Below are 25,496 nucleotides of genomic sequence, written 5' to 3' on the forward strand. Positions count from 1 at the left end.
AGGGTCACGCTTTGGGGATCGTCGCGTGGTTGTTCTTGACGGCGTCCCGGGCCTTGTCCGCCACCTGCTCCAGCTGATCGACGTCACCGAGGTCGGCTGTCACGAGGATCTCGAAGATCTCGCCGCGGAAGTCGGCGACGTCGGGGCGCTTGTCCCAGAAGCCGTGCCGCGGCAACGTCAACTTCGCCACGTGGTGGCCTCTCTTGATCGGTCGGTGTGCGTCAGGGGCCCAGTTTCCCAGCGACGGAGGGTCTGCGCGGTTTCTTCACGCTGTAGAGAGCGAACGGCTGTGTTGACAGCACTCTAGGAACGACTTACTACTGTCGTCAACACCAAATGCTATACCTGTGTACTAGGATCACAAGGCAGGCTCAGGTTCCCCCGGAGGTCAGATGAGCACGCTCGATCGGAACGCGGTGATCGCTGAGGAACAGCTGGCCGTCGATCACATCTACGACTGCGTCGACCAGGACCGGAAGGCTGTCGAGAACTTTCGATCCAGCAGCCTGGGAGATTGCCCGGACGCCGGGCTGTCGTCTCATCCGGACCTTCCGAAGGAGTACGGACGCCGCGAGGATCTCGGCCGACAGCCCCTGGTGATCGCTCGGATCGACCTCCTTGAGGACCCCGATGACAAGCTCACCTGGTACATCGGCCGGGCCACCGTACGAGACCGCCAAGGCGACCTGGCGTTGGTGAAGTGGACGTCCAAGGCGGCGACCGCCTGGCGCCTGGCCACTCCCGACGAGCCCGCGGATGTGCGGCGGCAGCGTCAGCTCCGCTGCGACGGCCCCAAGGTTGTCGACTACAGCGACACCGAGATCCAGGTGATCAACGCCAAGGGGGAAACCATCGCGGCTCCGGTCACCGACGACGAGCCCGACCTGTTCCTCCTCGCCGACCTGGACCTTGCCCGCGACGGCGTCATGCGTGACATCGTCGAGACGATCCAGCGCCACCAGCTCAGGCTGGTCGCCGACGAACGGAAGGGCGTGCTCGTCATCCAGGGCGGGCCGGGCACCGGCAAGACGGCGGTCGGGCTGCACCGTGTGACTTGGTTGCTCGACAATGAGCACTTCACCCCTGATCAGGTGCTCGTCATCGGCCCACACAAAGCGTTCCTTCAGTACGTTCGTGATGTCCTTCCCCGTATGGGCAGCCGAGGTGTGGCGACCGTGGACATCGCGGAGCTCTGGACGGGCGACGTCCGGGGAACCGATCCGGTCGCTGCCCGGCTGGTCAAGTCGGACGACCGAATGGCCAGGGTGCTGCACAACGCGGTCGAGAACCTCATCCGGGAGGATCTCGCCACCGAAGAGGGCTTCAACTTCCGCGGCGCGCGGCTGGACATCGACAAGGCCGAGCTTGTCCGGCTTGTCACAGCGGCTCGCGAGGCCAGGGGTTCCTACCTCGTACGGCGTCGCCGCTTCGTCGACACCGTCATCGACGGGTTGCTGACCCAGTACGCCGAGGCAACCCGGGTCAAGAAGTCCGACGGCGCGCTCCGTGGCAACTTGGAGAAGGCTCCGGCCGTTTCCACGCTCATCAACCGGATCTGGCCGTCAACCAGCGCCGAGCAGATTTATCGGCAACTGCTCGCGGACAAGGACGCCCTTGCCGCTGCGGCCTTCGGCGTGCTCACCCTCGACGAGCAGGCCGCGCTCGTCCGCCCGCCGGCCAGACGAGTCGCGGACGAGCCCTGGTCGGCCGAGGACCTCGTCTGCCTGGAGGAGCTCCGGTGGCTCCTGACCGGTGAGAACGAACGGCGCTACCAGCACCTGGTCATCGACGAAGCCCAGGACCTGACGCCCATGCAGGCCAAGTCGCTGGCCCGCTGGTGCCCGTCCGGCTCGATGACCATCCTCGGAGACCTGGCGCAGAGCACGGGCATCCGCCAGTACGACGTCTGGGAACGCCTGGCCGACATCCTGGCCGGCGCCGAAGGCTGGCACATCGCCGAACTGGGCGTCGGCTACCGAGTGCCGTCGGAAGTCATGAAGTTCGCCGCGATGCTGGGGACGGAGATCTCGCCGTCCACGGCAATCCCGGCTTCCGTTCGACCGTCCTCGCCGGACACTCTGGCGATCGTTCCGGTCCCCCGGCAGCGCATCATCACCGAGACGGTCACCAGGGCCCAGCGGTTGGCCATGCAAGACGGCGACCAGGCACGTTCCGTCGCGGTCCTGACTCCCGCGCAGGACGAGCTCCATACCGAACTCGCCCGACAGATCGCCGCCGCCCAGGAGTCCGCGTTGCCGGGAATGGGACAGCGGGTCGCCGTCATGCCCGCGCACATGGCGAAGGGTCTGGAGTTCGACCACGTCGTGGTGGTAGAACCGCATCTGTTCGCCGAACAGAGTTCGACGGGGCTTCGCCAGCTTTACGTCGCTCTGACGCGGTGCACGCAGTCCCTGACGGTGCTCCATTCGTCCCCTCTGCCTGCCGAGCTAGGCGGGCCTGTCAAGGTGCCTGTGGCTGAGATCAAGAAGACTGATGCTGTCCCTTCGTCCCAGAGTGAGCGGTTCGCCGACGGGGATGAGTTTCGAGCTTTCCTCAAGGAGCAGGCGGCGGCCAGCCGGAAGCAACCGGCGCACGCCCGCCTCAAGCACATGCTCGCCGCCGAGTTGTACGGCAACGAACGCGAGCCCGTGCTGGACACCGAGTACGCCGACATCCTCTGTGAGGACGAGCGCGGGCTCGGGTTCTACATGATCTCAGCGCAGAGCGTCGACACCTACGCCGAGCTTCGCGCCATGGCACCTCGGCTCCTGGAAGCCGAATGGGCCAGCGGCAAGCACAAGGAGATCGATCGGCTCTTCCTCCTCTTCCTCGTCCTGCCGAAGGCGCCTCAGGACCTGTGGGCGGTCGACATCATCAAGGCGCTCTTCGACGTCTCGATCATCTGGAAGACCGAGACCGGCTGGGACGGCCCGTTCGTGGAGGCCGCTCTGGGGCAGTGACGGCAGGACCGCACGGCCACGATGTCGGCTCCCCGCGAAGCTGCGAACGCCGGCGCCGAACGCCTCCATATCATGCGGTTCATGACTGCCGGGCCCGATCGGGCCGCCCTCCAGACGAACCTGCGTCAGAGCCTGGCCTGGGCTCTGATGCCGGTCTGCTGCTGCGGCGGGTTACCAATCCCCTTCATGATCGGCTATGCCGCCTATCGGCTCCGCAACACGACATTGTGGATCTTCGCGGCGGCCTATCTCGCAGTCGAGGGAGCGGTGTAAGCCTGGCCAGGACCGGTGGCGCCCAGCCCGGCCCCTGCACCGGCACAGGCATGGATCGGTCCGTACGCACTCCTCACCAAAATAGGCGAAGGAGGTCAGGGACAGGTCTATCTGGCTCGTTCTCCGGACGGCGGGCAGGTCGCCATCAAGCTGTTGCATGCACGAGTGGCCTTCACGGAGCGGGACGGCTTCCTCGCCGAGGCCAGTGCGGCCCGCCGGGTGCCAGGGTTCGCAACCGCCCGGGTGATCGACGTCGGCGTCGACGATGGGAGACCGTACATCGTCAGCGAGTACATCCAGGGTCCCTCTTTCGATCAGCTCATTCGTCTCGAGGGTCCGCGTTCCCCGGACAGCATGGTCCGGCTGGCCATCGCGACAGCCGCCGCCCTCAACGGAATCCACCAGGCGGGCATCGTCCATCGGGACTTCAAGCCGGCCAACGTCCTGCTCGCCACCGACGGCCCACGAGTGATCGACTTCGGGATCGCACGCGCCGTCGAGCGGCTCACCATTTCGGGAGGCGCCAAGGGCACTCCGGCCTTCAAGTCGCCCGAACAGGTCGAAGGCCGTCCGATCAGTCCCGCCTCAGACGTCTTCAGCTGGGGCGCGACCATGTACTTCGCGGCCGCCGGTCGCCTGGCCTTCGATGGTCCGTCCGTCTGGGCAGTCGAGAACCAGATCATCCACTCCGACCCGGATTTCCGCATGGTGCCCGTTCCTTTTCGCGACCTCCTTCGGCAGGCCATGCACAAGAGCCCGCATGAACGCCCGTCGGCATGGCAACTCCTCCTACTGCTGTCACGCTGAACTTGCTTGCATACTCAGTTCACAGCCTCTAGTCTTTGTTCGACGAGAGAGGCGGGGTCTGTGATGCGTACTCTGCGAGCCGGACGAGCCATCCACTTACTGGACATCGAGAACCTGACCGCGTCACCGTCGCCCACCGCGGCGGAGATCGCACACACCATGTCCGACTACCTGCAACGGGTGCCGGTCGGGCCTTTGGATCAGTTCGTCGTCGGCGTCAACCCGCGATCGCTCGTCGAGGTGGGCCGAGTGATCCATGGCGCTCAGATCCTCACCCGTTCGGGTCCGGACGGAGCCGACAGCGTGCTCGCCGAGATGGCCGTGAGCGACCGCGTCGACCTCCGCTTCGAACGGGTCGTCATCGGGTCCGGAGACGGCTACTTCGCCGACTTGGCCGTCTGGCTCGCCGCTCGTGACGCGCGGGTCACGGTGGTGACCCGCACCGGCCTGCTCAGCTGGCGCCTCTACGTCGCGGTCCGCGACATCACCTACCTCGACGCGGCTTTGGCCGCCTGATCCCAAGGACTCACCATGACGTACCAACCCCCTGTGCCGCCTCCCGCACGCCGGGGAATTCCCGGCCCGGCGGTCGCCCTGATCGCCGTTCTCGCCCTGGGCGCGGGTTGCGTCGGCGGTGTGGCCGTGGGAAGTGCCGGCAGCACGCCGACCACGGCCACGGCCCCCACCTGGGCGGCCTCCGCGGAGGCGTCGCAGGACACCGCTCTTCCTCCCGCCGAGAAGGAGAAGGACCGTCTCGTGAAGCTGCCCGACTTCAAGGGGCAGAACGCCGCGATCGCCCAGCAGTGGCTGGTCGATCGGGGATGGGACGAGTTCAGCGACATCAAGCTCGGCTCGCAGGACCGCTACGACACGATGGTCCTCCTGCCGGAGAACTGGACGGTGACCAAGCAGTCCCACAAGGCCGGCACCAAGGTCGCGGTCGGCACGACCATCGTGCTCACCTGTACGAAGGCGTCCTGACAGCCCCGCTCGTCCTGCGTACCGGAAGCAGCCGTCAAATAAGTACATAGAACACAGAAGCCACAAAGAACGATATCAAAAGCACATAGGTCACAGATCGGTTCCTATGGCTCGCCAGACCATGCGAACTACAGGAATATTGTTCCGTTCACTTAGAAATTTCGACTGATTCTTCGGGATAAGCCGGACAAGATACTTCATATCCGCACATCCCTGACCACTCACGCCTGGCTCCTAGATATTCCAGGGTGTAGCTTCTTACAGCTTCACATCGATGACCAAGGCGCTTAATCCGTGATAAATGATCAACTGCCCGCTACGTGGCCCATTGGCACCTTCATGCACAGACTCAGCCCGGAGGAGCGGACGGAACTGCTGGCTCTCGCGCCGCCGTCCCCGCGGCGGGCCGGCGAGCCACTCATACAGCAAGGGGACCGAGGAGGGTCCGAGGTCTACCTACTGAGGTCCATGCCAGGCCAGAGGCCCACGGCGTGCGTGAAGGTGACGGCCTACCTGGAAACGGGCGCGGCAGCCATGCTGGGCATTCGGGTCAGCGGCGATGTGGTCGGCGAGCTGGCGGCCCTGCGCAGAGAGCCGAGATCGGCCATGGTGACCACGTGCAGTCCGATGTTGGTGCACGTCATCCGGGCCCAGGCGTTCACGGACTTCCTCGATCGTCACCCCGCGGCCTGGAACGCGCTGGCCAGGATGATCGCCGACCGGCTCGACTGGGCCAACCGCAGAAGAACCGACTTCGCTCAGTTCAGCGTGCCGGTACGGGTCGCGAACGTGCTGGTGGAACTCGCAGGCCGACACGGCATCGACCGGGTGGACGGGAAACGAGACCTCGGGATCGATCTCACCCATGAGGAGATCGCCAATCTGATCGGGGCCGGAAAAGACGCCGTCTTCAAGGCCATCCGATGTCTCAAAGATCTCAAACTGATCGATCCCAGTCATCGCCGGAAGATCATCATCGACCCGGTCAGACTGGCCGAGTTCCGATAAAGCGTACTGGTACGTCTTGGGGCGAAGAGATCTTCGCCAGACTCTATCCCCGACGATCTCCCCGGCCACTCCGTGGGATCTTTTCCGCAACCACAAGGTGACGTGATGCTCGATTCCGATTTCAGCCGCCGCTTGATCATGGCGGTCGATGCAGAGGGATACGGCCGCGGCGATGATCTACGGCACGACTCGATCCAGTCGGGTCTGGCCCAGGTCATGGACCGTGGCGCCCGTGAGACCGGACTGCGCCGTGACACCTGGACCCGCCAGGAGGCCGGCGACGGCGAGGTCATCGTCCTCCCGGACGGCGAGCCCGAACTCCGGGTCATCGACGACCTGATCCGTCGCGTACGCAAAGCACTCCACGACCACAACCGCGAACGCCGGGACGACGCCCGTCTACGGATCCGCGTGGCCATCGGCCACGGCGTCGTGAAGCGCGGCGCGATGGGCTTCGTCGGCCAGGTCGTGGTGACCACCTGCCGGCTGCTCGACGCGAAGGCCGCTCGTGCCGCCCTGAAGGCGAACCCGCGCGCCGACCTGGTGCTGATCCTCACCGATCGGCTCTACGAGGACGTCGTCCGGCAGCTCCACACCTCCTATAGGCCGGAGTCCTTCACCCGACTGGAAGTGCCGACCAAGGAACGCACCGAGATCGCCTGGATGTGGATCCCCTCCGAAGACCTGGACCAGAAGGGAACCCTCGACATGGACAACCTGCCCGAGGTCGCCGACACCCTGTGGGCGCTGATCGCCGGCGGCGCCCTCGAACGTCTGGGTGCCTACGGCACCGAGACCGGCCTCGGTGGCGCCAGGAGACTGCTCGCGAAGATCAAGGCGTTCCGGTCCGAGCAGGGCCGACCGGCCGACCCGGAGTCCCGCGACGACCTGCTGGAGTCCCTGGAGAGGCTGGTGCGGGTCGACGCCGCCGCGAAGCAGTTCGCCCAGCAGTTCAACGCCGAGCAGATGACCGTCAACCTGATCACCGCCCCCATTTCCGGCGAGGAGATCAACTTTGGCATCCGAAACTGACTCGCCGCCCGAGGGGGTGAGGATCGGCGGAGAGGCCACGCCGGTCGATCTGACTGATCAGCCTCAGTCGACGGACGAGATCTTCGCGCAGGTCTCCCACGTCCAGACCGTCATCAACCACATCCACGGCAACATCGGGGGAGCCTCCTTCGGCATCTCGGATTCCCGCCCCAAGTCGCGCCGCACGTCCGGCCCCGTATCCCAGCACGAGATGGCGGAGGCTCGCACCTGCTACGTACGCCACGCCAGTTACAGGGCCGCCGCCGAACAACTGGAGAGCAACAACATGGTGGCCTTGATCGGCAACGCCGGCACGGGCCGACGGACGGCAGCGCTCAATCTGCTTCACGATGTCGTCGCCGCCCGGCCCGACATGGTGGTGGAACTCAGTCCGGCCTACACGCTGGAGAAGCTGGCCGCCCGCGAGATTCGGCCAGGCCACGGCTATCTGCTGTGTGACTGGCCCAAGGACGACGTCGAGGGGAGCATCGCTGACTTCCACGTACGGGAGATCAGGCGCCGCGTGCGGGATGCCGGAGCTTACTTGGTGATCACAGGGACGGCTACCTCGCTGCCCGACGGGGACCAGATACCCTGGCTGCCGCCGCCGGCCGGCGACGTCCTGCGGGCCCACCACGTGGCGTCCGAGATCGCTGACGAGGCGGCCGCCCAGATCACCGCCGACCATGCCATGGCCGACGTGGTGGCACTGGCGCGCGAGCTGGCCTCAGGGGTTCCGCTGGACAAAGCGCTCGACAGGCTGGAGTCCGCCGGGCGCCGTGACGTGGTCGCCTGGTTCGACGGCCCACGCACCCGGGGTGAGCTCTTCGAGATGGCTGCCATGGCCTTCACCGCCGGTCTTCCGGAAAGCGGCTTCGAGATCCTGCTCGCCCGGCTGGAGTCCATCGCCGGCATCGGCGGGGAAAAGGCGGATGCCATCTCGGCCGACGATCCGATGCCGAGCCGCCGCCTGCTCCGGGTGGCAGAGGGCTCGCTTTTCGGCCTGGCACCGGGGCGCAGGCTGGTGTTCAAGGTCGAGGGGCATCGAACGCACGTCATGCGGGAGCTGTACCAGCGGCACGGCATGCGGTTGTGGGATCCGGTCATCGAATGGCTGCATGAGTGCGCCAATCTCCGCGACCCGAGCGTACAGGCGGAGATCGCCAGGGGCGTGGCGGTTCTGGCCTCCGTCACGGACTACTCGTACGTCGAAAGCACGTTTCTCACCCCATGGGCCCGAGGAGGGGGCGTCATGCGCAGGCAGGCGACCGCCGCGATGGCCATCTCATGGTTGTGCCTGGACGAAACGACCCGTCCGGAGGTTCTGCGTACGGTCACCTCGTGGACGAGGGCATCCGCGGTCAGACCCAAATTCACCGCCAGCCTGGCCTGGTCCGGTGAGCTGGGCATCCGATTTCCGCTGGAGGCGACCCGGATGCTCTGGCTGCAGATCAAAGTCAGTGAGAAGCCGGTTCGGCACGCAGAGATCGCATTGGCTCGGCTGTTCGCAGCGCTGACCGAGGCCACCGGCAACGCCCTCCCGATGCTCGATCGGATGGCGGCTCAGATCAGCAACGACAGGCGGATCGGCCGCGCAGTCGACCCGTCGATCCGGGCGATCTTGAGTGTCCTGTCGGCTCGCGCGGACGGGGTCAGGGTCCCCACAGTCACCGCCCACCTGCGTAGTCGCCCCGAATCAGCTATCCCCCTCGCCCAGCTGTGGTCGGCGGTTCTGGTCAAGCGCCCTCACCGCAGGGACGCGCTGGCCGCCCTGTACGACGCCGTCTGCGCGTTCGACGAGCGTGACGACGACGACCGCAGCCGTGTCCGTGCCCTCTTCGCAGCGCTCGTGGAGGCGCTTCCTGCGAGGGAACGGCCGCTGCTGGCCCATGATCTGCGGCGTTACGCGATCTCCCGCAACACCGACGAGAACCGGATGGAGCTTCTCCTGTCGCTGCTCCGGATCTTCTTGAGCCCCGCTGCACTGTCCCTCGACACCACTGGAAAGCGTCCATGAGCTACCCCGTGATCAGGCAGGTCCCCCTTGAGCCTGTCGCCAGGAAAGGGTTCCTGAGCAAGCCCCGCCGGCCGATCTCCAGCCTGCCCCGCCAACTTCCGCACGAGCGGCTCGTCTTCGAATACGACGGCACGTTCGTGCTGGGCGACCGGCGGCTGCACGGTGACGAACCGCACGTGCTGCACGGCGACAGCGTCAGCGTCGTGGACGTGTCCAAGGACCACCCGGTGACGATCCACGTACCGATCAACTCCTCTGGCGCCCACGACTTCAGGGTCGCGGTGCGGTTCCACTGCACGGTCGACGAACCGATCGAGGTGGTGCGTGCCGGTCTGACCGATGTCTCCGATCACCTCGTCACCTATATCCGGGCCTACCACAAGCTCTTCGAGCTCGGCCGCGACTACGAGTTGCACCAGGTCCACGACCTGTGGACGCTCGTGCACGCCCAGGTGAAGGCCTACGCGACCCTGGTGCCGTGTGTGCTGTCCGGCATGACCGCCGAGTTCTCCGGCCTCGACGTGTACGCCCCCGAAGAGATCGCTCGGGGGCGGCGGCACTACGAGACCAGTCTGCACAACATCCAGGGCGAACACGGCCTCCGCGACGCCAGGCGCAAGCTCGACCGTGACTTCGAGCTGGACGAGCAGGACTACCTGCACACCAAGGGTCGTAGCGCCAACGACTTCACCCGGCAGGAGGCGACCCTCGACCGGGATCAGCAGATCAGCGAGGCCACGAAGGTCAGGGACTTCCTGAACAGCGGTCCTGGCGCCGCCGACAGTCTGTACGTCACGGTGCACGGCCTCAGCGAGCAACAGGTCGCCGAACGGTACGCCGCCCTGGGAGACCGTGAGTACAGCGCTGTCCAGCACAGGATGCAGCGCGAGCACGAGTTGCAGGTCGTTCAGGCTCGTGGCAGGGCCGAGGTCGTCCGGGCGGCGATCGCCCAGGGCCTGTTCAACGAGAACACCGGAAAGGAACTGCTTGCCTCGTTCGACGATGTCGAGCCGGACGCGGAGGCGAGGGACCTCGAAGGCCCGGCCTATGAGCCCCGCGCCGAGGTGACGGCCGGCGACCCCGACGACGACTTCTTCATGGAGGAGGACGTCCGTGGTTGACATCCTCCACGAGTCCAAGGCCGGCGAGCAGCGCGGACGGCGTCCCCGGCGCCGGGAGCGGCTCACGCTCGGGGTGTTCCTGCGTCGGTTCACCGGAGTCGACGAGAAGATCCTCGCAAGTGTCCCGCAGGAACGTTCCCGCTACACCAGCCTCGGCGCAGTCGTGATCAGCACCGCGCTCATCGCGGGCACCTCCATGCTGGGCGCGCTGACCCTGCTCTCGCAGGCGTCCCTGCTCTACCTGGTGCCGGTCGCGGCGCTGTGGGGCCTGATCATCGCCAACATCGACCGATTCCTGATCACCAGCCTGCACGGCGACAACGACGGCTGGACCCGCTGGGGCAACCTGCTCATCCGCCTCGCCCTCGCCGTCGTCATCGGGATCTTCATCGCCGAACCCCTCACCCTGAAGATCTTCCAGGAGCGGCTCGATCGGCAGATCCTGGTGGAGCGCGACCAGGCGATCAGCTTGACGGAGAGCCGATACAAGCAGTGCAACCCCCTCGACGGGCCAGCTCCTTCGGGGGTCGACTGCACCGGCTATCTTCTCGACGGCGGCGACCAGGCGCTCGCCATCGAACGGAACATGACGCAGAGGCAAAGCAGCCTCAAGGCCGCCGAAGACCAGTTGGCGGCAGACATCAACCGACGCCAGGAGTTGGAGGCGCTCCGCGGACGGGAGTGTAACGGCATAAAGGTGGCGAACCGCACCACAGGCGTCGAGGGCAACGGCCCTGAGTGCAAGGTCCGGACGAACGATCTCACCACCTTCCTCGCCACCCATGACATTCCCCGACAGCAGGCGGAGATCGCGAAACTGAGGACCGAGATCGGCTCGCTGACGGCCGATCGCGCCAGCGCCGAAGAGCAGCGTTCGACGGCTCTCAGCAAGAAGATCACCGCGCGCGTCGAGGAGAAGAAGCGGGCCTACGCCGACATCGGCCTGCTGGACCGATGGGAGGCATTGGGCACACTCGCAGGCCAGAGTGGCATGGTCAACTTCGCTCACTGGTTGCTGCGGATCATCTTCGTCCTGCTCGACTGCATGCCGATCATCTCGAAGATGCTGAACGGCAAGACCGAGTACGACCGCCTCCTCACACAGGAGCTGCGCGCCGGCTCAGCCTGTCACGAGGCCGAACTGAACTTCACCACCCGGCAGACCACCGGCGAGTACGAGATCAGGCTGCGCGAAGAGGAACGCCGGCTGAAAGCCGAACGCGGCCGGATCGACCGGGACCAGCGCGTCGACGAGGCCTCCAGGGACGACGAGATCGACCGCCTCGCCCGCACTTTCATGACCTCGACGCCCACGCGCCGTTAGACCACCGGATCGCCGTCGGGCTCGGGAACCATCTCAGCATCCTCCTCTGTCATGCCCGGATCGGTCCCGGTCGCGGCCAGCGTGGCGATCCGGGATGCGGCCTCGTTGCGAGCCAGTCGGCATACGGTGAGCATCGAGTTCAGGCTGGCCCGCAGGTCGTCCTTGACCGCTTCGAGAGCCGCGTCCCTACGGAGCCACGTGACCTTCCGCACCTGCCGGAAGTCGGCAGGCTCGTACGGATGGTGTTCGTAGGGCCCGGTGACCTCCCCGATGGCGATGCGGCCGGGAAGCGATTGGAGCGGCATGACCACCAGGTCTCCGGGCTGGATCTCGGTGGTGAATCTCCAGAGTTGTCCCATCCAGTTGGCGATGGTGTTGGGATTGTCCGCCGGGAAGGCGTTGCGCAGGGCGTCCGCCAGCGCCTCCCGGGTCGGGTATCGGCTGAGGTCTCCCACCTCATGCCAGCCGACGATGATCAGGCCCTCTTCCAGCGCTCGCACTTCACGCTCCCCCTCGCTGCCGCCGCGCACCAGCCATGCGCGAGGTGAGGTGTCTGCGTTCAGGAGGTCGTTCAGCGCTCCGATGACGACCGTGGAGGCATCCGGCCTTTGCAGCGCGATCGGTGCCAAGGACGGCCTCCTCGCGAAGTTGGCGGCGGAGAGCTGCGCCGGCATGCTCGCCCACCCGGGAAGCACGGAGAGGGCGTGAGCGAGCCGCTCCAGGCGATCCACCGGCACGCCCCTGTTGCGCATCCACTCGAAATTGATCGACAGCACCGACTTGCTCACGCCGGTGTAGATGCTCCACATCGCTGCCTCGTCGTGCCCGGTGCTGAACCAGGCGGTGACGGAGGGATGGGCGGCTTCCCCGAAGTAATAGCCCCGGAAGGCTGGATGGCCCTCCGCATGCCGATAGACCGCGAGGAGTGTGTCGGCCACGCCAGGAGGACAGTATTCGTCGAGGGCGTGGAGAAGGCTCTCCTCGGTCCATCTCGACAGTGCCCGGATCGCGCCTCTGCGCTTCGCGTCAGGCTGGACCGGAGCAGCCCCCAAGGAGCCGGCCTCGGCCGGTGGGAGACTGTGATCCGTGGCCGGCGGCAGATCACCGAGCGCCTGGAGTATCGCGATCACCACCGACTCGAGCACATCGATGGTCTGCTCGGTCTCCTGCGCAGTGATCCTCATCTTGCGGTGGAAGCTGCCTGGGTCGTGGTCGCCGGTGTGCGCGATGTTGTTCCGGCGTCTGGCTATCTCGGCAAGCTTCCTGCGTATCCGATCGGCCGCGATCGGCTCGCTCGGGTCCTGATCAGTCAGCTTGCCCGCGACAGCTGTCCACAGACTGACCTTGCTGACATGAGAGAAGCCTTCCGCGATCTTGTCCGGGTGCTGGAAGGTCTTGAACTCGAAGAAACGCTCCAGTGCGGCACGGAACGCGTCCTCCAGCGGCTCGGCGTTCCGGTGTACTTTCTCCACCAGCTCGACCGGCATGGACAGGCGGCTGAAGTTGTTCGGACGCGGGGATCCCGGCCTCTGCGCCAGCGCCACGGCCCGATCGATGATCTCTTGAGTGACCCAATGGTCGAGGGCCGCGACGGCCTGGGTCCATGCAGCACGGTAGAGATCAGTGACGTCGAAGGCGGCGACGCCCAATCTTTCCAGATTGCGACCGCCGTGCACGAGTTGCCGGGCATAACCCAGGTTGCGTTGATATTGCTCGAACGCATTGGGGAAATCACCGGCCCTGATGAGCCGCCGCTCACGGTACTGGCGTTGCAATTCCCGATATATGGAGATATCTGGGAAATCGTCCAGCGCCTTGATCCCGATGCTGGTTATCGACCAGCCGTTCCTTTTGGTCATCCATCCCAGGGACGCCGCCTCGCCGGTGCGGAAGCTCACTTGGGTCCACCAGAGGATCTCGCCGTGCGCGTCAGGACGTCGCAGGTCGCGTGGTATCTCAACGCGCTCCGCTATCGCCTCACGTACAGCGCCGGGCTGCATCGGGCCCCCAGCCTCACGTAGCACCTCCAGGGCTATGCGGAAAATCGGCATAATCTGCTCGGCGAAGGACATGCGACACGCCTCTCTATGCCCAAATATCAGCCTCGGCTCAGCCGCGAGGATATCAATTCTCCCCAGGAGAAAGAATCATCACGCAACACGGGTGGCCAATAAGTGCAATGAACCCGTGCTGCATTATGGCGATGCCCAGATCACGTGACTGCGGTTTATCGGACTGCCATGGCCGGCGACAGCGGCTTCGGAGGCTCGTCGTGAGCTCCCCAGGCAGGCCAACAGGCGTCAACCTCGGGGAGCGGTTTTCGACTTCTTCGGCCCCGCCCGGAGCGGGTTCCATCGCCGCACACCGCGTACGTGCGCGGACCTCGGCGAGGCAGAGGAGAGCGCGTCAGAGCGCTCTCAGGCCGTTGATCACTTCGCGGAGCAGGCTCTCCGTGGGTGAGGACGCGCGGTCGCGTTGCGGGCGGACCGCCACCAGGCCGTACTCCAGCAGGTCGCCCAGCAGCACCCTGATCACGCCGACCGGCAGGCCGACCTCCGAGGCCAGCTCGGCCACCGGCGTGGACTTGCCGGACAGGCAGGCGAGCACGCGGCGGTGCTGGGCGCTCAGTTCGGCGCCCGACGGGGCGGGCAGCCCCGTCGCGCCGACGTTCGCCAGCAGGTCGAGCGCCGAGGACGCGGGTCTCGTGCGTCCGCGCGCCACCGCGTAGGGCCGCACGACCGGCCCGGCCTCCTCATCGACCCATTCGTGCTCGCGGCTCACGATTGAGTTCCCCCATCCTGGTCGCTGTCCTGGCGGCCGCGCTGCCAGCCGGACTGGAGCGAGGAGAGCAGCGCCCTGGCCTCCTCGGGCGAGCGCTCCGGCGCGGGCGCGGGCTCCGGCGGCGGCGCCTCCTTGAGGCGCGGCGACAGGCCGTTCTGGCGCTGTCTGCGGGGCAGGCTCGCCGGGGGCCGCCCGTCGGCGGTCTGGGGCGGGCCCGCCTGCTGCTCGGCGGGCTGCTGCCCGCTCGTACGCGCCCGCCGCGGCAGGACCGCCGGCCCGTCACCGTTCCGCACCGGCGGAGCCACGGCAGGACCACCGCCGCCCCGGAACGGTGAGACGTCGGGAGCGTCGCCGCCCCGGAACAGAGAAACCTCCGGCGCGTCGCCGCCTCTGAGCGGGGAGACCTCCGGCGTGTCACCTCCGAAGGGCGAGGCCGCAGGGGCGTCGCCGCCCCGGAACGGGGAGACCTCCGGCGCGTCGCCGCTCCGGAACGGAGAAACCTCGGGCGCGCCGCCCCCGAAGGGCGAGGGCGCGTCGTTGCCCCGGAACGGGGAGACCTCCGGCGCGTCGTCGCTTCCGAACGGCGAGAGTGCGGGGGCGTCGCCGGTGCCGCCGAAGAGCGGGGCGGGGTCGGGGCGGGGGCCGAGTTCGTCGTCCAGAGGCTGGGCGGGCTGCGGGAGGGCGGGGCCGCGTCTGCTGGTGTGCACGCGCCGCGGCAGCCCCCCGTTCGCCGCGTTCCCGTTGGTCGCCGGCCCGTCCGTACGCACCACCGACACGGACACCGGCTCGAAGTCCAGCGCCTTCGCGGGCGTCACCAGCGGCTCCACGAGCGACCCAGGCACGAGCACGATGGCGGTGGTGCCGCCGTACGGCGACGGCTTCAGCGTCACCTTGATCCCGTGCCTGGCCGCGAGCATGCCGACGACGGCGAACCCGAGGCGCTCGGTCTGCGCCGCGTCGAACTCCGGCGGGCTGGCCAGCCGGCAGTTGATGGCCTGCCGGGTGGCCTCGTCCATGCCGAGCCCGCGGTCCTCGATCTCGACGGCGAAGCCCCTGCCCACCATCTCGCCGCGTACCGAGACCTCGTTGCTGGGCGAGGAGAAGGCGGCGGCGTTCTCGATGAGCTCGGCGAACAGGTGCATGAGGTCGGCGACCGCGGCGCCGGAGACGCCGGCCTCGGGCATCGGGTAGACCCGGACCCGGGTGTACTCCTCGACCTGGGCGGCGGCGCCGCTCAGCACGTCCTCCATCGGGATGACGCCGCGCCACCTGCGCCCGGCCGAGCCGCCCGACAGCAGCACCAGGCCCTCGGCGTGGCGGCGCATGCGGGTGGTCAGGTGGTCGAGCTTGAACAGAGGCTCCAGCGCCTCCGGCTCCTCCGTCTGGCGCTGCATCTCGTCGAGCAGCTTGAGCTGGCGCTGCAGCAGCGACTGGCTGCGCCTGGCCAGGTTGCGCAGCGCCTCCGACAGGCCCTCGCGGAGGTGGGCCTGCTCGACCGCGGCGTCCACGGCCGTGCTCTGCACGCTGTCGAAGGCCGCGGCGAGGTCGGCGACCTCGCTGGTGGCGTTCCTGGCCACCCTGATGGGCGGCGCCTCGGCGGCGATGTCCACGCGCTCGCCCTTGCGCAGCTTCGCCACGACGTCAGGGAGCCTGATCTCGGCCAGGTCCAGCGCGGTACGGCGGAGCGCCGCGAGCTCACGCGTGATGCGGCGGCCGAACCGTACCGAGATGAAGATCGAGACGATGACCGCGACGAGGCCGAGCGCGCCCGCGACGGCGGCCTGGACGACGATGGCGATGCCGGCCGGCTCCATCCGGCCGAGCAGCTTGTCGCCGGTGCGCCAGACGGCCTCCTGGTATTCGTCCTGCACCTGGGTGGCGATGCCGCGCCAGAGCTCGATGTCCAGCGGCTGGCCGCTGATGGTGCTCTCCACCAGGTTCTCCATGGTGACGTACCTGGGGGAGTAGTAGATCCGCTCGAACGGGGCACGCAGCTCGGTGTCGAGGTTGGCGAGGGCCTTCGGGAACAGGTACGCCCTGGAGCCGTCGATGCCGGCCAGCATGTGGAGGTCGTGCATGGTGGCGCGGCCGTTCGAGGCGATGATCAGCGCGTGCTCGCGGCTGAGCAGCTCGCGCACCTCGTCGGCGGCGATCACGCCCTGGGCCTGGAGCGAGAGCTCGACGTCGGTGCTCATGTTGAGCCGCGAGTACAGCAGGTGGATCTCGTCGGAGATCTTGGCGTACTCGGTGACCAGGCTGCCCGGGGTGAGCCGGCGCTCGTCCACCTTGCGGCGGATGTCCGGGATGCGGTCGATGGCGGCGAAAACCGTCTGGAGCTGGTTCTTCATGTCCGGCGTCAGCGCCGCCTGTACGTCCTCCGTGGCCGCGCTCTGCGTCAGGCGCTTCCTGCTGGCGTCCACCTTGGCGCGGGACTCGGCCAGGGCGTCGGGATCGGTGACGTTGTTCCCGAGGCGCTCGGCGGAGGCCAGGCGCTCCTTCTGGAGGTTGCCGATCAGGCCGTCGGAGTGGTTGATGACGCCGGTCCAGATGGTCTCGACCTTGAGCAGGTTGAGCGCCTCACCCGCCGTGGTGCTCGCGGCGAAGCCCCACAGTGCGACCAGGGAGACCAACGGGATGACGAGCAGCGTCGAGATCTTGAATCGGATGGATCTGCCCGATGCCATGACACCTGCTCCCGGATAGAAGATCGCGGGAGAGAATAGCATCGAAACGCCTGGTTTTAAGATCGACTAGCGATAAATCTGTGATATGTCGGGAAAACGGAGGCTTTGGGGCCCCTGGGGACACCCCATGTGACCTGCCGGAAACCGTCCGATCCAACCCCTGGATGTCAGGCCGCCGTCGTCAGCTCGCTGCGCACCCGGGTGGCCGTCCGGGCCAGGGCGGGACGCCACGACAGCCAGGCCAGCCAGAACGCCAGCACGCCCAGCAGCGTCACCTCCGCCCCCAGCAGCAGCCGCTCCACGAGCCCGATCATGACCCGCTCCCCCGGCAGGGCCACGTACGTGATCGCCAGCAGCCCGAACCCCCCGGCCAGCGCCACCCACTCGACGACCCGCGCCACGGGCTTCCACGCGGCGTCCGCATTCAGCCGGGGCACCAGGAGCGCCCCTGCGGCCGGCAGGCTCACGAAGGCGGCGACGGACACGTACCGGTGGATCTGCGCCGCCAGGTCGAGGTTCTGCCCGATCGGCGTCGTCGGGATGACCGCCGCCACCACCAGCGCCCCCGACCACAGCAGCAGCAGGCGCTCCGGCATCCCCCGCACCGGAGCGCCCGCGGACCGCAGCCCCGCCAGCAGGGCCAGCGACCCGAGCCCGAGCACCGCCATCGCGACCTCCGTGACGCCCCCGCGGTCGGAGACGGCGTACTCGCTGATGGTCACGTTCATGGGGTCGAGGTAGGGGTCCGGGCCGAACTGACCGGCCACCACCGCGATCACCGCGAACACGATCGAGCCACAGGCGGCGGCCGGGAGGAGCTTCTTTGCTGCGGTCATGCCACCACCATCCCGCCGCCGCCCCTCCCCCGGCATCCGGCGCCGTCCCCGATCCGCCCCTGACCCGACCCTGACCTCCTCAGGGTTCCGGGCACGGAAAGGACCGCGCAGCGTGCCCGGGTCTGGTGGGCGCGCTGCGCGGCGTGGGGGGGGAGGGATCAGCCGGTACGGAGGGTGAGGCCGTACGCGCTCAGAGCCTCATTGACCGGCTGGTGGTACGTGGTGCCGCCGACCGAGCAGTTGCCCGAGCCGCCGGAGGTCATGCCCTGGGCCTGGTTGCCCGAGATGAACGAGCCGCCGGAGTCGCCGGGCTCGGCGCAGGCGCTGGTCCTGGTCAGGCCGGTGACGGTGCCCTGCGAGTACCTGACGGAGGCGTTGTGCTGCTGGATGGTGCCGCAGCGCCAGCCGGTGGTGGAGCCGGAGCGGCAGATGGACGCGCCCACGGACGCCTGCGTGGACCCGCGTACGGTCACGTTCGCGCCGCCGGAGCCGCGCACGTACGGCGTGGCGGTGTTGCCGCTGTCGGCGGCGACCCACGCGTAGTCGTTGCCGGGGAAGGACGAACCCTGGAAGGTGCCGGACGGGTTCGAGGTCCTGTTGCCGGCCCGGCCGCAGTGGCCGGCCGTGGTGAAGCCCTGGACGCTGCCCTTGGTGACGGGGAAGCCGACGCTGCACCGGCTGGAGCCGATGTAGTACGGCGCGCCGCCGATGATGTTGATGAAGAGCGTCGGCTGCTCGGCCGTCGCCGCCACGCTCACCGCGCCGCGGTCCACGCCGGCGGCGGCGACCAGCGCCTCGGCGGCCTGGACCGTGGGCGCCTGGACGGAGACGGTGTTGGTGGTGACGTCGACGTACCAGAGGGTGGCGTTGTTCTTGGCCTTGCGGGGGGCCTGGTCCAGCTTCTGCTTGACCGCGTCGAGGTCGGCCAGGGAGCGCTGGACGACGACGGGCTGCGCGCCGCGCGCCGAGATGGCCGGAGCGGCGGCGGCGTCAGTGGTGGCGACGTTGAGCTTGCTGGCGTCGGCGTTGAGCCAGGCGCCGCCGAACGAGCCGCCGAGCTGGCTGCTCAGCGCGGTCTCGGTGGCGGCGGCGCGTTCCTCGTTGGCGAGCCGGGTGACGACCTGCGCCTCGGAGAGGCCGAGGTCGCGCTCCATGGCGTCGATCACGGCCGGGGGGACGGACGGGGAGGCTGCTTGAGGCGCGGGTTCCGCCGCTGCCGCGGCCGAGCTGAGGGGGGTGGCCAGGCTGACGGCGAGGATGATGCCGCCGGCCAGCGCACAGCGTTTACTCGACATGTGCACTCCTCGGGTGGGGGTGCTGTCAAGCTAACGGCTGGTAGGGCCGCCGTTCAGATGTTAATGAGCCCCTATTTCGGTGTTATGGCGGCTTTTTGGTCCTGGTTCAAAAGGTGACATCTCCCGCCTTAAAGGCGAACGCCGAGGTGGGCCGGTAATGTCCCGGGGCTGGAGGTGTTGTCGGTGCGCAGTGGTGTTCGTCATCTTCTCGGCGCCGGCGCGGGACTGCTGGCCACGCCGCTCGTGGCGGCGGGTTTCGCGTACGGTCACGTCCAGCTTCGCGTCGCTCCCGACTGGCTGCCGCTCGCCGCGTTCGCGGGCGCGGCCCTTCTGGTCGGCGTCCTTTCCGGATCGCGGCTCTCCCCGCTCGCCTCGCTGCTGCCCGGCCTCGCCCTGACCGGGCTCGCGGTCGCGGGGCCGGCCCGGCTCGACCTGAGCTGGCTCCGGGCGCCCGGCATGTACCTGGCCGGCGGGCAAGTGGCCGGCGCGTACCTGGCCGCCGTCGAACAACTGGTGAGTTTCGGCGCGCCGGCCGCCGGGTGCGTGCTGCTGGCCGCCTCCGCCTTCCCGTCCCGGTGGCGGGCCTGGCCGGCCGCGCCGGAGGCGCCCCCTCCCCCGCAGCCGGAGGAGGAGACGCCCGCGCCGCCGCCGCTGCCCAAGCGGATCCCGTCGCGCTACTGAGCGACGACCCGCTCCCTGCGGCCGGCCAGCACGGCGACCACCAGGTACGGCACGGCGAACAACGCGAACGCGGCCCCGTTCGACAGCCGCCCGGAGACCGCGCCGTAGCCGGCGTAGACGGCTAGCGTGATCACGTTCACGCCGAGCCCGGCCACCGACGTGACGGTGGCCCTGGCCGCCCCGCCGATCCGCTCCTGCAGCCGGGCGTCGGCCACCACCCCGGCGAGCTGGAACGCGCCGAACGCCACGGCGATCAGCACGAACCCGGCCGGATGCCCGCTCAGCGCCCCTGCCGCGAGGGCGACGGCCGCCGCCGCGACGGTGAGGCCGTAGGCCCGGTCGGGCAGCCGCGCCGCGACCCCGGCCAGCAGCCCGCCGGCCGTGGCCCCGATCCAGACGACGAGCACCAGCAGAGGCACGGTGCTCTGCGCGACGCCGGTCTCGACGCCCAGGAACGGGATGTACTCCTCCAGCGCGCCCCAGATCGCCGTGACGACGGCGACCAGCAGCAGCGCCCGCAGCACGGCGCGATCGGCGCGCGCCGCGGCGAGCCCCGAGCGCAGGACCGCGAGGTAGCCCTCCTCCCCGGCCGCGCGCGGGGCGCGGTGCTCGGGCAGCGTCAGCGCCGTGACCGCGCAGAGGACGCAGGCCGCCACGCTGGCCGCGCCGACGACGGCGTAGCCGCCGGCCGCGAAGACGGGCACCGCCAGCCCGATGGCGAGGGCGTTGGCCACGAGCCCGGCGGCCTCCGCCCGGCCCATGACGGCGGCGTAGCGGTCTTCCTGGCCCCGGCGCTGCAGCTCCTCGTACGCCAGGGCCTCGTAGGAGCCGGACGCGAGGGCGCCCTGCGCCCCCCACAGCACGAACCCGGCGGCGAAGGCCCAGAAGGACGGGACCGAGACCCACAGGGCGTAACCGGCCCCGGCCAGCAGCGGGCCGAGGAACAGCAGCAGCCGCCTCGACACGGTGTCGGCCCAGGCCCCGGACGGGACCTCCAGCACCATGCCCGTCACCGACCAGATGACGAACAGCACGGATGCCTCGGCGACGGACACCCCGGCGTCGGCGAACAGCAGCGTGTAGACCGGGTAGAGCAGGATGAATTCGCCTAAGAACGCATAGGCGTACAGCTTGAAGACGAGCATGAGGCCCTCCAGCAGGACGAACAGGATCTCCGGGAGCTCGTCGCCCCGGAGGTCCGCGCGCCCCGCGCGGGCCTGCGGCCGTCAGTCATCAATGTCGTCGGATCATGCCCGCGAGTCTAGCGGCCCCGCTGCTACCCTGCGGTGCGTGGCCAGGGCAGTGAGCGTGGTGGTGCGCTATCGCAAGGCGGTGACGTACGGCGTGCACGCGCTGCTCGCCGCGCTGGAGACCGCGCAGGTCGAGCACGAGCTGCGGCTCGGCACCACCCCCGAGGAGACCGCCGGGCACATCAGGGACGCCGGGGCCGACCGCGTGCTCACGCTATGGTCGTTCTACTCGCCGGACGCCGAGGCCATGGCCGCCGAGCTCGCCGTGGTCAAGGAGCTGAGCGGCGGGCGCGGCCTGCACATCGCGGGCGGCGTGCACGCCACGGCCGAGCCGCAGCAGGTCATCGACGCCGGCTGGGACCTCGCGGGCATCGGCGAGGGCGAGTCCACGATCATCGCGCTGGTCCGGGCGCTGCGCGAGGACGCGCCGCTCACCACCGTCCCCGGCCTGGCGATCAGGGACGCCGACGGGGTCGCGCTCCGCACCCGGCCCGCGCCGCAGCTCCCGCTGGACGCGTTCCCGTCCTTCGTGGGCAGGAACGGACCCATCGAGATCACGCGTGGGTGCCGTTACACCTGCCGCTTCTGTCAGACGCCGTTCATGTTCGGCGGCCAGTTCCGTCACCGGTCGGTGGCGAGCGTGCGCGAGCACGTCCGGGGCATGGTGGAGCGCGGGCTGAAGGACATCCGGTTCATCACGCCCACGTCGCTGTCGTACGGCTCCCCGGCCCCGACCCCGACCTCGGCGCGGTGGAGGAGCTGCTGGCGGGGGTGAAGGAGGAGCTGCCACCGCACGGCCGGGTCTTCTTCGGCAGCTTCCCGTCGGAGGTGCGGCCCGAGCACGTGACGCCGGAGGCGATGCGCCTGCTCAAGCGGTACGTCGCCAACGACAACCTGATCATCGGCGCCCAGTCGGGCTCGGACAAGGTGCTGGCCGCCTCCGGGCGCGGCCACGACACCTCACCGGTGCGCGACGCGGTCCGCATCGCGGTCGAGCACGGCTTCCGGCCCAACGTCGACTTCATCTTCGGCATGCCCGGCGAGGACGAGTCCGACCAGGCCGCCTCGCTCCGGCTCGCCGCCGACCTGGCCGAGCTGGGCGCGCGCATCCACACGCACACGTTCATGCCGCTGCCCGGCACGCCGTGGCGGGACGCCGAGCCGGCCTTCATCCCGCTGACGACGATGCGCGAGCTCGACCGGCTGGCGCAGCGCGGCGACGCCTACGGGCACTGGCGCAAGCAGGCCGAGCACTCGGCCCGGCTGGCCGAGACCGCCAAGAACTACCCGCGCCGCGCCCGGCGCAGGCGCGCCTGACCGGGCTGGGCGGGTCAGGCCGGGCGGCCCGTGTCGTCGTCCTCGTCGTGCCCGTCGTCGAAGGCGGCGGTCAGCGCCCGCTCGAACGCGTCGCTGACCGGCCGCAACGCCTGCGAGAACGCGTTGACGAGCGGCCCGATGATCTCGGACACCTCGGTCATGAGGTCGGGGCTCTTGCTCTCGGGAGGCGCCCAGCGCATGGCGTCGGCGCTCAGCGTCTCCCATTCCTCGACGACACCGTCGATGGCGTCGAGCACATGATCAGGATCGCTTGGCATGACGGCTCCCCGCGGCGAGAAAGGGGTCAACACCACGGTAACCCAGCCAGGGGCGCGGCGACCGCTCAGGCCGGGACGGAGACCCAGCCTCCCAGGCCAGGTGTTGACGTGCTCCTCCACATGAATGCGGAGGATTCCTGTGCTGCCTAGGCAGCAGCTCGCGGCACCGGGGCGGGCGAGACTGTGGGACAGGATGCTTGGCGCTTCACAGACCCCGACACCTCGGAGTATCCACGCCCTGTGACCGCCCGTCCGGCGGCAGCGGTGTACCGGTGGAGCTGATTTCTGGCGGCGTTGGTGTCGGCATTGCCGATCCATCCGCACGCCGGGTTCTTGCACACGAACCGGGCCTGACTCTCGCGCGAGCCCGGCACGGTGGTGTGGCAGCGGTGGCACTGGCGGCTGGTGCCGTGCGGCGGGACCTTGGCCACCAGGCCGCCCCGATCGGCGGCCTTGTAGGCCAGCAGATCCACCGTGCGGCCCCACGCCTCCCCGGCGATGGCCCGGTTCAGGCCCCGCTTGCGGGCGACGCCCCGGCCGGGTTCCTCCACGGTCCCCGCCGCCGAGGCCATCATGTTCACGACACGGAGGTCCTCCACCACGATCACGCTGAACCGCTCGGCCAGCATCGTGGTGGACTTGTGCTGCCAGTCGAGAGCCCGGCGCTTGGCTTTCGCACGGAGCTTGGCGATCTGGTCGTAGATGTGGCGCTCCCGGTTCGAGGCCGGAGCGCCCTTCGTACGGTGCGCGCGCCGGCGAGCGCTCGCGCGTTGCAGGCGCAGCAGCCGGGCCTGCTCCCCGCCGGTGAGCCATGGCCCGTGCGTGAGGTGCTCCCCTGTGGACAAGGCGAGGGGGACCGCGATGCCCCGATCCATCCCCACGGTCGGCCCCTGATGCGGGGCCGGGACCGGGACATGCAGTTCGGTGCGGAAGACGATGTGCCAGCCGAGGGCGTCCTTGACCAGCCGCGCCCCGGTGACCCGCCCTGCGGGTGAGCCCTTGGTGACGCCGGGCAGGTCTTTGGTCCACCGGAACCGGACCCGGCCGATCTTGGGCAGGTTCACCGCGCCCCATCTGCGGTTGATCCGGGTGATGCGCAGGTCGCGGGCCTGGGGGACATCGACGGCCATCCGCGACCGCACGCGGCTCTTGAACGCGGGCCGCCCGGCAGGATGTTTGGGGTCGAAGAAGTTCACCCACGCCCGCCGGTAGGTCTTCAGCACCGCCTGCGCGGCCTGAGCGGGCAGGTCGTTCAGCCAGGCGATCTCCCGGCGTGCCGTACGGATCGCCTCGTCGCAGTCCTTGAGCGAGGCGAGGCGGCCCTGCCGGAACGTCGTGTACTCATGCAGCAGGTTCCACAGGGCACGCGCGCAGTGCGCCTGACGGTCCAGGGCGGCGCTCTGCGCCCGGTCCAGGTCCAGCCGCGCAACGTGCACCCGGGCCCGCTTCTCCCCCTCCACGCCGGCGATCGTATCGTCCGGTGTCACGGACCAACCTTTGATTTACACAAGGGACGGCACTTACTCGGTGTCCGCCTCGTGTTCGTGACCAAATACCGGCGGGAGGTGTTCACCGCGCCGACGCGGACCTACTGCGATGAAATCATGCGGGACGCCTGCGCGAGCTTCGACATTGTCCTGGTCGAGTTCAACGGCGAGGACGACCATGTCCACCTGCTGGTGAACATCCCACCCAAGATTGCCCTGCGCGTCCTGGTCAACTCCCTCGCAGGCGGCTCGGCGCGTCACCTGCGCAAGGAGTACGACGCTTTATGGTCCCGCTCCTCTTACGCGGGCTCGGCCGGCGGCGCGAACCTGGCCACCATCAGGGCCTACATCCAAGGCCAGGACCGGCCCACTGGCTGAGGTTCAGGCCCGCTCGCGCCCTGGCGGGCACTCCCGCGCGGGTAGAAGGCGACGCTGCGCTCGACGTCGCGGACGTACAGGACGGCGTGGTTGAGGCGCTGGACCGGCATGATGATCCCCTTTCGCGGGTGTCTCGCCTTAAGTATATGAGAGTTCAACTAAAATGGGAGGGTGACGATGACGACCCGATGGCTGGACGAGGACGAGCAGCGGACCTGGCGCGCGTTCCTGGCGGCCACCCGGCACGTCCAGGAGACGCTGGACCGGCAGCTCCAGCGCGACGCGGGCATGCCGCACGCCTACTACGAGATCCTCGTGCGCCTGTCCGAGGCTCCCGAGCGCACGCTGCGCATGAGCGAGCTGGCCAGCCGGGCCGGCAGCTCGCAGAGCCGGCTGTCGCACGCCGTGGCGCGGCTGGAGGAGCGCGGCTGGGTGCGCCGCGAGCGCTGCCCGGCCGACGGCCGCGGCCTGCTCGCCGTCCTGACCGACGACGGGTACGCCGCGCTCGCCGCCGCCGCTCCCGGCCACGTGGAGGAGGTCAGGCGGACCCTGTTCGACGTGCTGGAGCCCGGCCAGGTCGCGGCGCTTGAGGCGATCTGCACCGCGATCGTGTCAGCTCCCGGCGGGACACACGGCGGAGGTAGCGCGCGAAGTGTCGGGCCGAGGCCGTAGCGTTCTCCCGGTACCCGAGCGAGGAGAGGCCGATGCACCACTCAGAGAAGGCGCTGTTCCTGGCGGTCCACGGCATCGCGGGGCGGTTCGCCGGCCAGCCCGTGCCCGTGGTCATGGAGGCGCTGCTGCGCGGCCTGCCCAAGGCCCCCGGCCTTGAGGTGACGGAGATCCGCAAGATCGCCGAGGAGATCAGCGTCGGACGCGATCCCTCGGGCTTGTGACCGCCTGATCGCGGGGGAGGGGACGGGCGAAAACGGCACGGCGGGGTTACCATTTGTCGCGTCTGATCCAGCTTGCGCCCGACAAGGAGTCCG

The 25,496-nt window shown here is 68.8% G+C and carries 25 protein-coding genes; 16 read left to right on the forward strand and 9 right to left on the reverse strand.

What is annotated here, in order from left to right:
• Positions 1 to 4 precede the first annotated feature (4 nt).
• The gene (locus tag ACBR40_RS30305) at positions 5 to 190 is read right to left on the reverse strand and encodes a hypothetical protein (protein ID WP_371250948.1); all 186 of its coding nucleotides are present in this window, start codon (positions 188 to 190) and stop codon (positions 5 to 7) included.
• A gap of 202 nt (positions 191 to 392) precedes the next feature.
• Between ACBR40_RS30305 and ACBR40_RS30310 the strand changes: the two genes are divergently transcribed.
• The 10 genes from ACBR40_RS30310 (at position 393) to ACBR40_RS30355 (ending at position 11,523) form a co-directional block, all read left to right on the forward strand.
• On the forward strand, positions 393 to 2,960 hold the full coding sequence (locus ACBR40_RS30310) for a UvrD-helicase domain-containing protein (protein ID WP_371250949.1): 2,568 nt from the start codon (positions 393 to 395) through the stop codon (positions 2,958 to 2,960).
• A gap of 81 nt (positions 2,961 to 3,041) precedes the next feature.
• Positions 3,042 to 3,233 carry a hypothetical protein gene (locus ACBR40_RS30315; protein ID WP_371250950.1) on the forward strand — a complete coding sequence of 64 codons (192 nt, stop codon included), beginning with the start codon at positions 3,042 to 3,044 and terminating at the stop codon, positions 3,231 to 3,233.
• Between the two features lie 15 nt (positions 3,234 to 3,248).
• The gene (locus ACBR40_RS30320) at positions 3,249 to 4,040 is read left to right on the forward strand and encodes a serine/threonine-protein kinase (RefSeq protein ID WP_371250951.1); all 792 of its coding nucleotides are present in this window, start codon (positions 3,249 to 3,251) and stop codon (positions 4,038 to 4,040) included.
• Between the two features lie 63 nt (positions 4,041 to 4,103).
• Entirely contained in the window at positions 4,104 to 4,556 is a 453-nt protein-coding gene (locus tag ACBR40_RS30325; protein ID WP_371250952.1) for a hypothetical protein, read from the forward strand.
• 15 nt (positions 4,557 to 4,571) lie between these two features.
• Positions 4,572 to 5,021: a PASTA domain-containing protein gene (locus ACBR40_RS30330; protein ID WP_344208632.1), complete on the forward strand. Its 450-nt coding sequence runs from the start codon at positions 4,572 to 4,574 to the stop codon at positions 5,019 to 5,021.
• Positions 5,022 to 5,360: 339 nt separating this feature from the next.
• Entirely contained in the window at positions 5,361 to 6,029 is a 669-nt protein-coding gene (locus ACBR40_RS30335) for a Crp/Fnr family transcriptional regulator (protein WP_344208634.1), read from the forward strand.
• Between the two features lie 105 nt (positions 6,030 to 6,134).
• Positions 6,135 to 7,061, forward strand: coding sequence for a hypothetical protein (locus ACBR40_RS30340; RefSeq protein WP_371250953.1), 927 nt, complete (start codon positions 6,135 to 6,137; stop codon positions 7,059 to 7,061).
• Positions 7,045 to 9,078, forward strand: coding sequence for a hypothetical protein (locus ACBR40_RS30345; protein WP_371250954.1), 2,034 nt, complete (start codon positions 7,045 to 7,047; stop codon positions 9,076 to 9,078). Before ACBR40_RS30340 ends, ACBR40_RS30345 begins: the two co-directional genes overlap by 17 nt.
• Positions 9,075 to 10,199 carry a hypothetical protein gene (locus ACBR40_RS30350; protein ID WP_344208640.1) on the forward strand — a complete coding sequence of 375 codons (1,125 nt, stop codon included), beginning with the start codon at positions 9,075 to 9,077 and terminating at the stop codon, positions 10,197 to 10,199. The genes ACBR40_RS30345 and ACBR40_RS30350 overlap by 4 nt, the downstream gene beginning before the upstream one ends.
• Positions 10,192 to 11,523 (forward strand): DUF4407 domain-containing protein, encoded by a 1,332-nt coding sequence (locus ACBR40_RS30355; protein ID WP_371250955.1) that lies wholly within the window; start codon positions 10,192 to 10,194, stop codon positions 11,521 to 11,523. Before ACBR40_RS30350 ends, ACBR40_RS30355 begins: the two co-directional genes overlap by 8 nt.
• Here ACBR40_RS30355 and ACBR40_RS30360 read toward each other — a convergent pair.
• The 5 genes from ACBR40_RS30360 to ACBR40_RS30380 form a co-directional block, all read right to left on the reverse strand.
• The gene (locus tag ACBR40_RS30360) at positions 11,520 to 13,595 is read right to left on the reverse strand and encodes a restriction endonuclease (RefSeq protein WP_371250956.1); all 2,076 of its coding nucleotides are present in this window, start codon (positions 13,593 to 13,595) and stop codon (positions 11,520 to 11,522) included. The genes ACBR40_RS30355 and ACBR40_RS30360 overlap by 4 nt on opposite strands.
• Positions 13,596 to 13,929: 334 nt before the next feature.
• Positions 13,930 to 14,304, reverse strand: a complete 375-nt coding sequence (locus tag ACBR40_RS30365; RefSeq protein ID WP_344208646.1) for a DUF742 domain-containing protein — start codon at positions 14,302 to 14,304, stop codon at positions 13,930 to 13,932.
• Positions 14,301 to 16,988: a nitrate- and nitrite sensing domain-containing protein gene (locus ACBR40_RS30370; protein WP_371250957.1), complete on the reverse strand. Its 2,688-nt coding sequence runs from the start codon at positions 16,986 to 16,988 to the stop codon at positions 14,301 to 14,303. The genes ACBR40_RS30365 and ACBR40_RS30370 overlap by 4 nt, the downstream gene beginning before the upstream one ends.
• Before the next feature lie 167 nt (positions 16,989 to 17,155).
• Entirely contained in the window at positions 17,156 to 17,824 is a 669-nt protein-coding gene (locus ACBR40_RS30375; protein WP_371250958.1) for a DUF998 domain-containing protein, read from the reverse strand.
• Between the two features lie 158 nt (positions 17,825 to 17,982).
• Positions 17,983 to 19,119 carry a S1 family peptidase gene (locus ACBR40_RS30380; RefSeq protein ID WP_364456902.1) on the reverse strand — a complete coding sequence of 379 codons (1,137 nt, stop codon included), beginning with the start codon at positions 19,117 to 19,119 and terminating at the stop codon, positions 17,983 to 17,985.
• Between the two features lie 183 nt (positions 19,120 to 19,302).
• Between ACBR40_RS30380 and ACBR40_RS30385 the strand changes: the two genes are divergently transcribed.
• A complete protein-coding gene (locus tag ACBR40_RS30385) occupies positions 19,303 to 19,800 on the forward strand; it encodes a hypothetical protein (protein WP_371250959.1) in 498 nt (165 codons plus the stop codon).
• Here ACBR40_RS30385 and ACBR40_RS30390 read toward each other — a convergent pair.
• Positions 19,794 to 20,945 (reverse strand): MFS transporter, encoded by a 1,152-nt coding sequence (locus tag ACBR40_RS30390; RefSeq protein ID WP_371250960.1) that lies wholly within the window; start codon positions 20,943 to 20,945, stop codon positions 19,794 to 19,796. The genes ACBR40_RS30385 and ACBR40_RS30390 overlap by 7 nt on opposite strands.
• Positions 20,946 to 21,090: 145 nt before the next feature.
• Between ACBR40_RS30390 and ACBR40_RS30395 the strand changes: the two genes are divergently transcribed.
• Positions 21,091 to 21,825 (forward strand): radical SAM protein, encoded by a 735-nt coding sequence (locus ACBR40_RS30395; RefSeq protein ID WP_371250961.1) that lies wholly within the window; start codon positions 21,091 to 21,093, stop codon positions 21,823 to 21,825.
• Positions 21,801 to 22,367, forward strand: coding sequence for a radical SAM protein (locus tag ACBR40_RS30400; RefSeq protein ID WP_371250962.1), 567 nt, complete (start codon positions 21,801 to 21,803; stop codon positions 22,365 to 22,367). Before ACBR40_RS30395 ends, ACBR40_RS30400 begins: the two co-directional genes overlap by 25 nt.
• A 14-nt stretch (positions 22,368 to 22,381) precedes the next feature.
• Here ACBR40_RS30400 and ACBR40_RS30405 read toward each other — a convergent pair whose 3' ends face one another.
• Positions 22,382 to 22,645, reverse strand: a complete 264-nt coding sequence (locus tag ACBR40_RS30405) for a hypothetical protein (protein WP_371250963.1) — start codon at positions 22,643 to 22,645, stop codon at positions 22,382 to 22,384.
• Between the two features lie 146 nt (positions 22,646 to 22,791).
• Entirely contained in the window at positions 22,792 to 24,132 is a 1,341-nt protein-coding gene (locus ACBR40_RS30410) for an RNA-guided endonuclease InsQ/TnpB family protein (RefSeq protein ID WP_371250964.1), read from the reverse strand.
• Between ACBR40_RS30410 and tnpA the strand changes: the two genes are divergently transcribed.
• The 3 genes from tnpA (at position 24,118) to ACBR40_RS30425 (ending at position 25,403) form a co-directional block, all read left to right on the forward strand.
• A complete protein-coding gene (tnpA, locus tag ACBR40_RS30415) occupies positions 24,118 to 24,510 on the forward strand; it encodes an IS200/IS605 family transposase (RefSeq protein ID WP_371251031.1) in 393 nt (130 codons plus the stop codon). The genes ACBR40_RS30410 and tnpA overlap by 15 nt on opposite strands.
• Before the next feature lie 177 nt (positions 24,511 to 24,687).
• A complete protein-coding gene (locus ACBR40_RS30420) occupies positions 24,688 to 25,182 on the forward strand; it encodes a MarR family transcriptional regulator (RefSeq protein WP_364456911.1) in 495 nt (164 codons plus the stop codon).
• Positions 25,183 to 25,214: 32 nt separating this feature from the next.
• The gene (locus ACBR40_RS30425) at positions 25,215 to 25,403 is read left to right on the forward strand and encodes a hypothetical protein (protein WP_329587413.1); all 189 of its coding nucleotides are present in this window, start codon (positions 25,215 to 25,217) and stop codon (positions 25,401 to 25,403) included.
• Positions 25,404 to 25,496: the final 93 nt, after the last annotated feature.

Source organism: Nonomuraea sp. AD125B (assembly GCF_041402765.1).
Taxonomy (GTDB): domain Bacteria; phylum Actinomycetota; class Actinomycetes; order Streptosporangiales; family Streptosporangiaceae; genus Nonomuraea; species Nonomuraea bangladeshensis.

What these genes read in the sequence shown, in the direction of transcription:
- ACBR40_RS30310 (WP_371250949.1), top strand. Translation starts at nt 393, where the DNA reads ATGAGCACGCTCGATCGGAACGCGGTGATCGCTGAGGAACAGCTGGCC.
- ACBR40_RS30315 (WP_371250950.1), top strand. Translation starts at nt 3,042, where the DNA reads ATGACTGCCGGGCCCGATCGGGCCGCCCTCCAGACGAACCTGCGTCAG.
- ACBR40_RS30325 (WP_371250952.1), top strand. Translation starts at nt 4,104, where the DNA reads ATGCGTACTCTGCGAGCCGGACGAGCCATCCACTTACTGGACATCGAG.
- ACBR40_RS30330 (WP_344208632.1), top strand. Translation starts at nt 4,572, where the DNA reads ATGACGTACCAACCCCCTGTGCCGCCTCCCGCACGCCGGGGAATTCCC.
- ACBR40_RS30335 (WP_344208634.1), top strand. Translation starts at nt 5,361, where the DNA reads ATGCACAGACTCAGCCCGGAGGAGCGGACGGAACTGCTGGCTCTCGCG.
- ACBR40_RS30340 (WP_371250953.1), top strand. Translation starts at nt 6,135, where the DNA reads ATGCTCGATTCCGATTTCAGCCGCCGCTTGATCATGGCGGTCGATGCA.
- ACBR40_RS30350 (WP_344208640.1), top strand. Translation starts at nt 9,075, where the DNA reads ATGAGCTACCCCGTGATCAGGCAGGTCCCCCTTGAGCCTGTCGCCAGG.
- ACBR40_RS30360 (WP_371250956.1), bottom strand. Translation starts at nt 13,595, where the DNA reads ATGTCCTTCGCCGAGCAGATTATGCCGATTTTCCGCATAGCCCTGGAG.
- ACBR40_RS30370 (WP_371250957.1), bottom strand. Translation starts at nt 16,988, where the DNA reads ATGGCATCGGGCAGATCCATCCGATTCAAGATCTCGACGCTGCTCGTC.
- ACBR40_RS30375 (WP_371250958.1), bottom strand. Translation starts at nt 17,824, where the DNA reads ATGACCGCAGCAAAGAAGCTCCTCCCGGCCGCCGCCTGTGGCTCGATC.
- ACBR40_RS30380 (WP_364456902.1), bottom strand. Translation starts at nt 19,119, where the DNA reads ATGTCGAGTAAACGCTGTGCGCTGGCCGGCGGCATCATCCTCGCCGTC.
- ACBR40_RS30390 (WP_371250960.1), bottom strand. Translation starts at nt 20,945, where the DNA reads ATGCTCGTCTTCAAGCTGTACGCCTATGCGTTCTTAGGCGAATTCATC.
- ACBR40_RS30405 (WP_371250963.1), bottom strand. Translation starts at nt 22,645, where the DNA reads ATGCCAAGCGATCCTGATCATGTGCTCGACGCCATCGACGGTGTCGTC.
- ACBR40_RS30420 (WP_364456911.1), top strand. Translation starts at nt 24,688, where the DNA reads ATGACGACCCGATGGCTGGACGAGGACGAGCAGCGGACCTGGCGCGCG.
- ACBR40_RS30425 (WP_329587413.1), top strand. Translation starts at nt 25,215, where the DNA reads ATGCACCACTCAGAGAAGGCGCTGTTCCTGGCGGTCCACGGCATCGCG.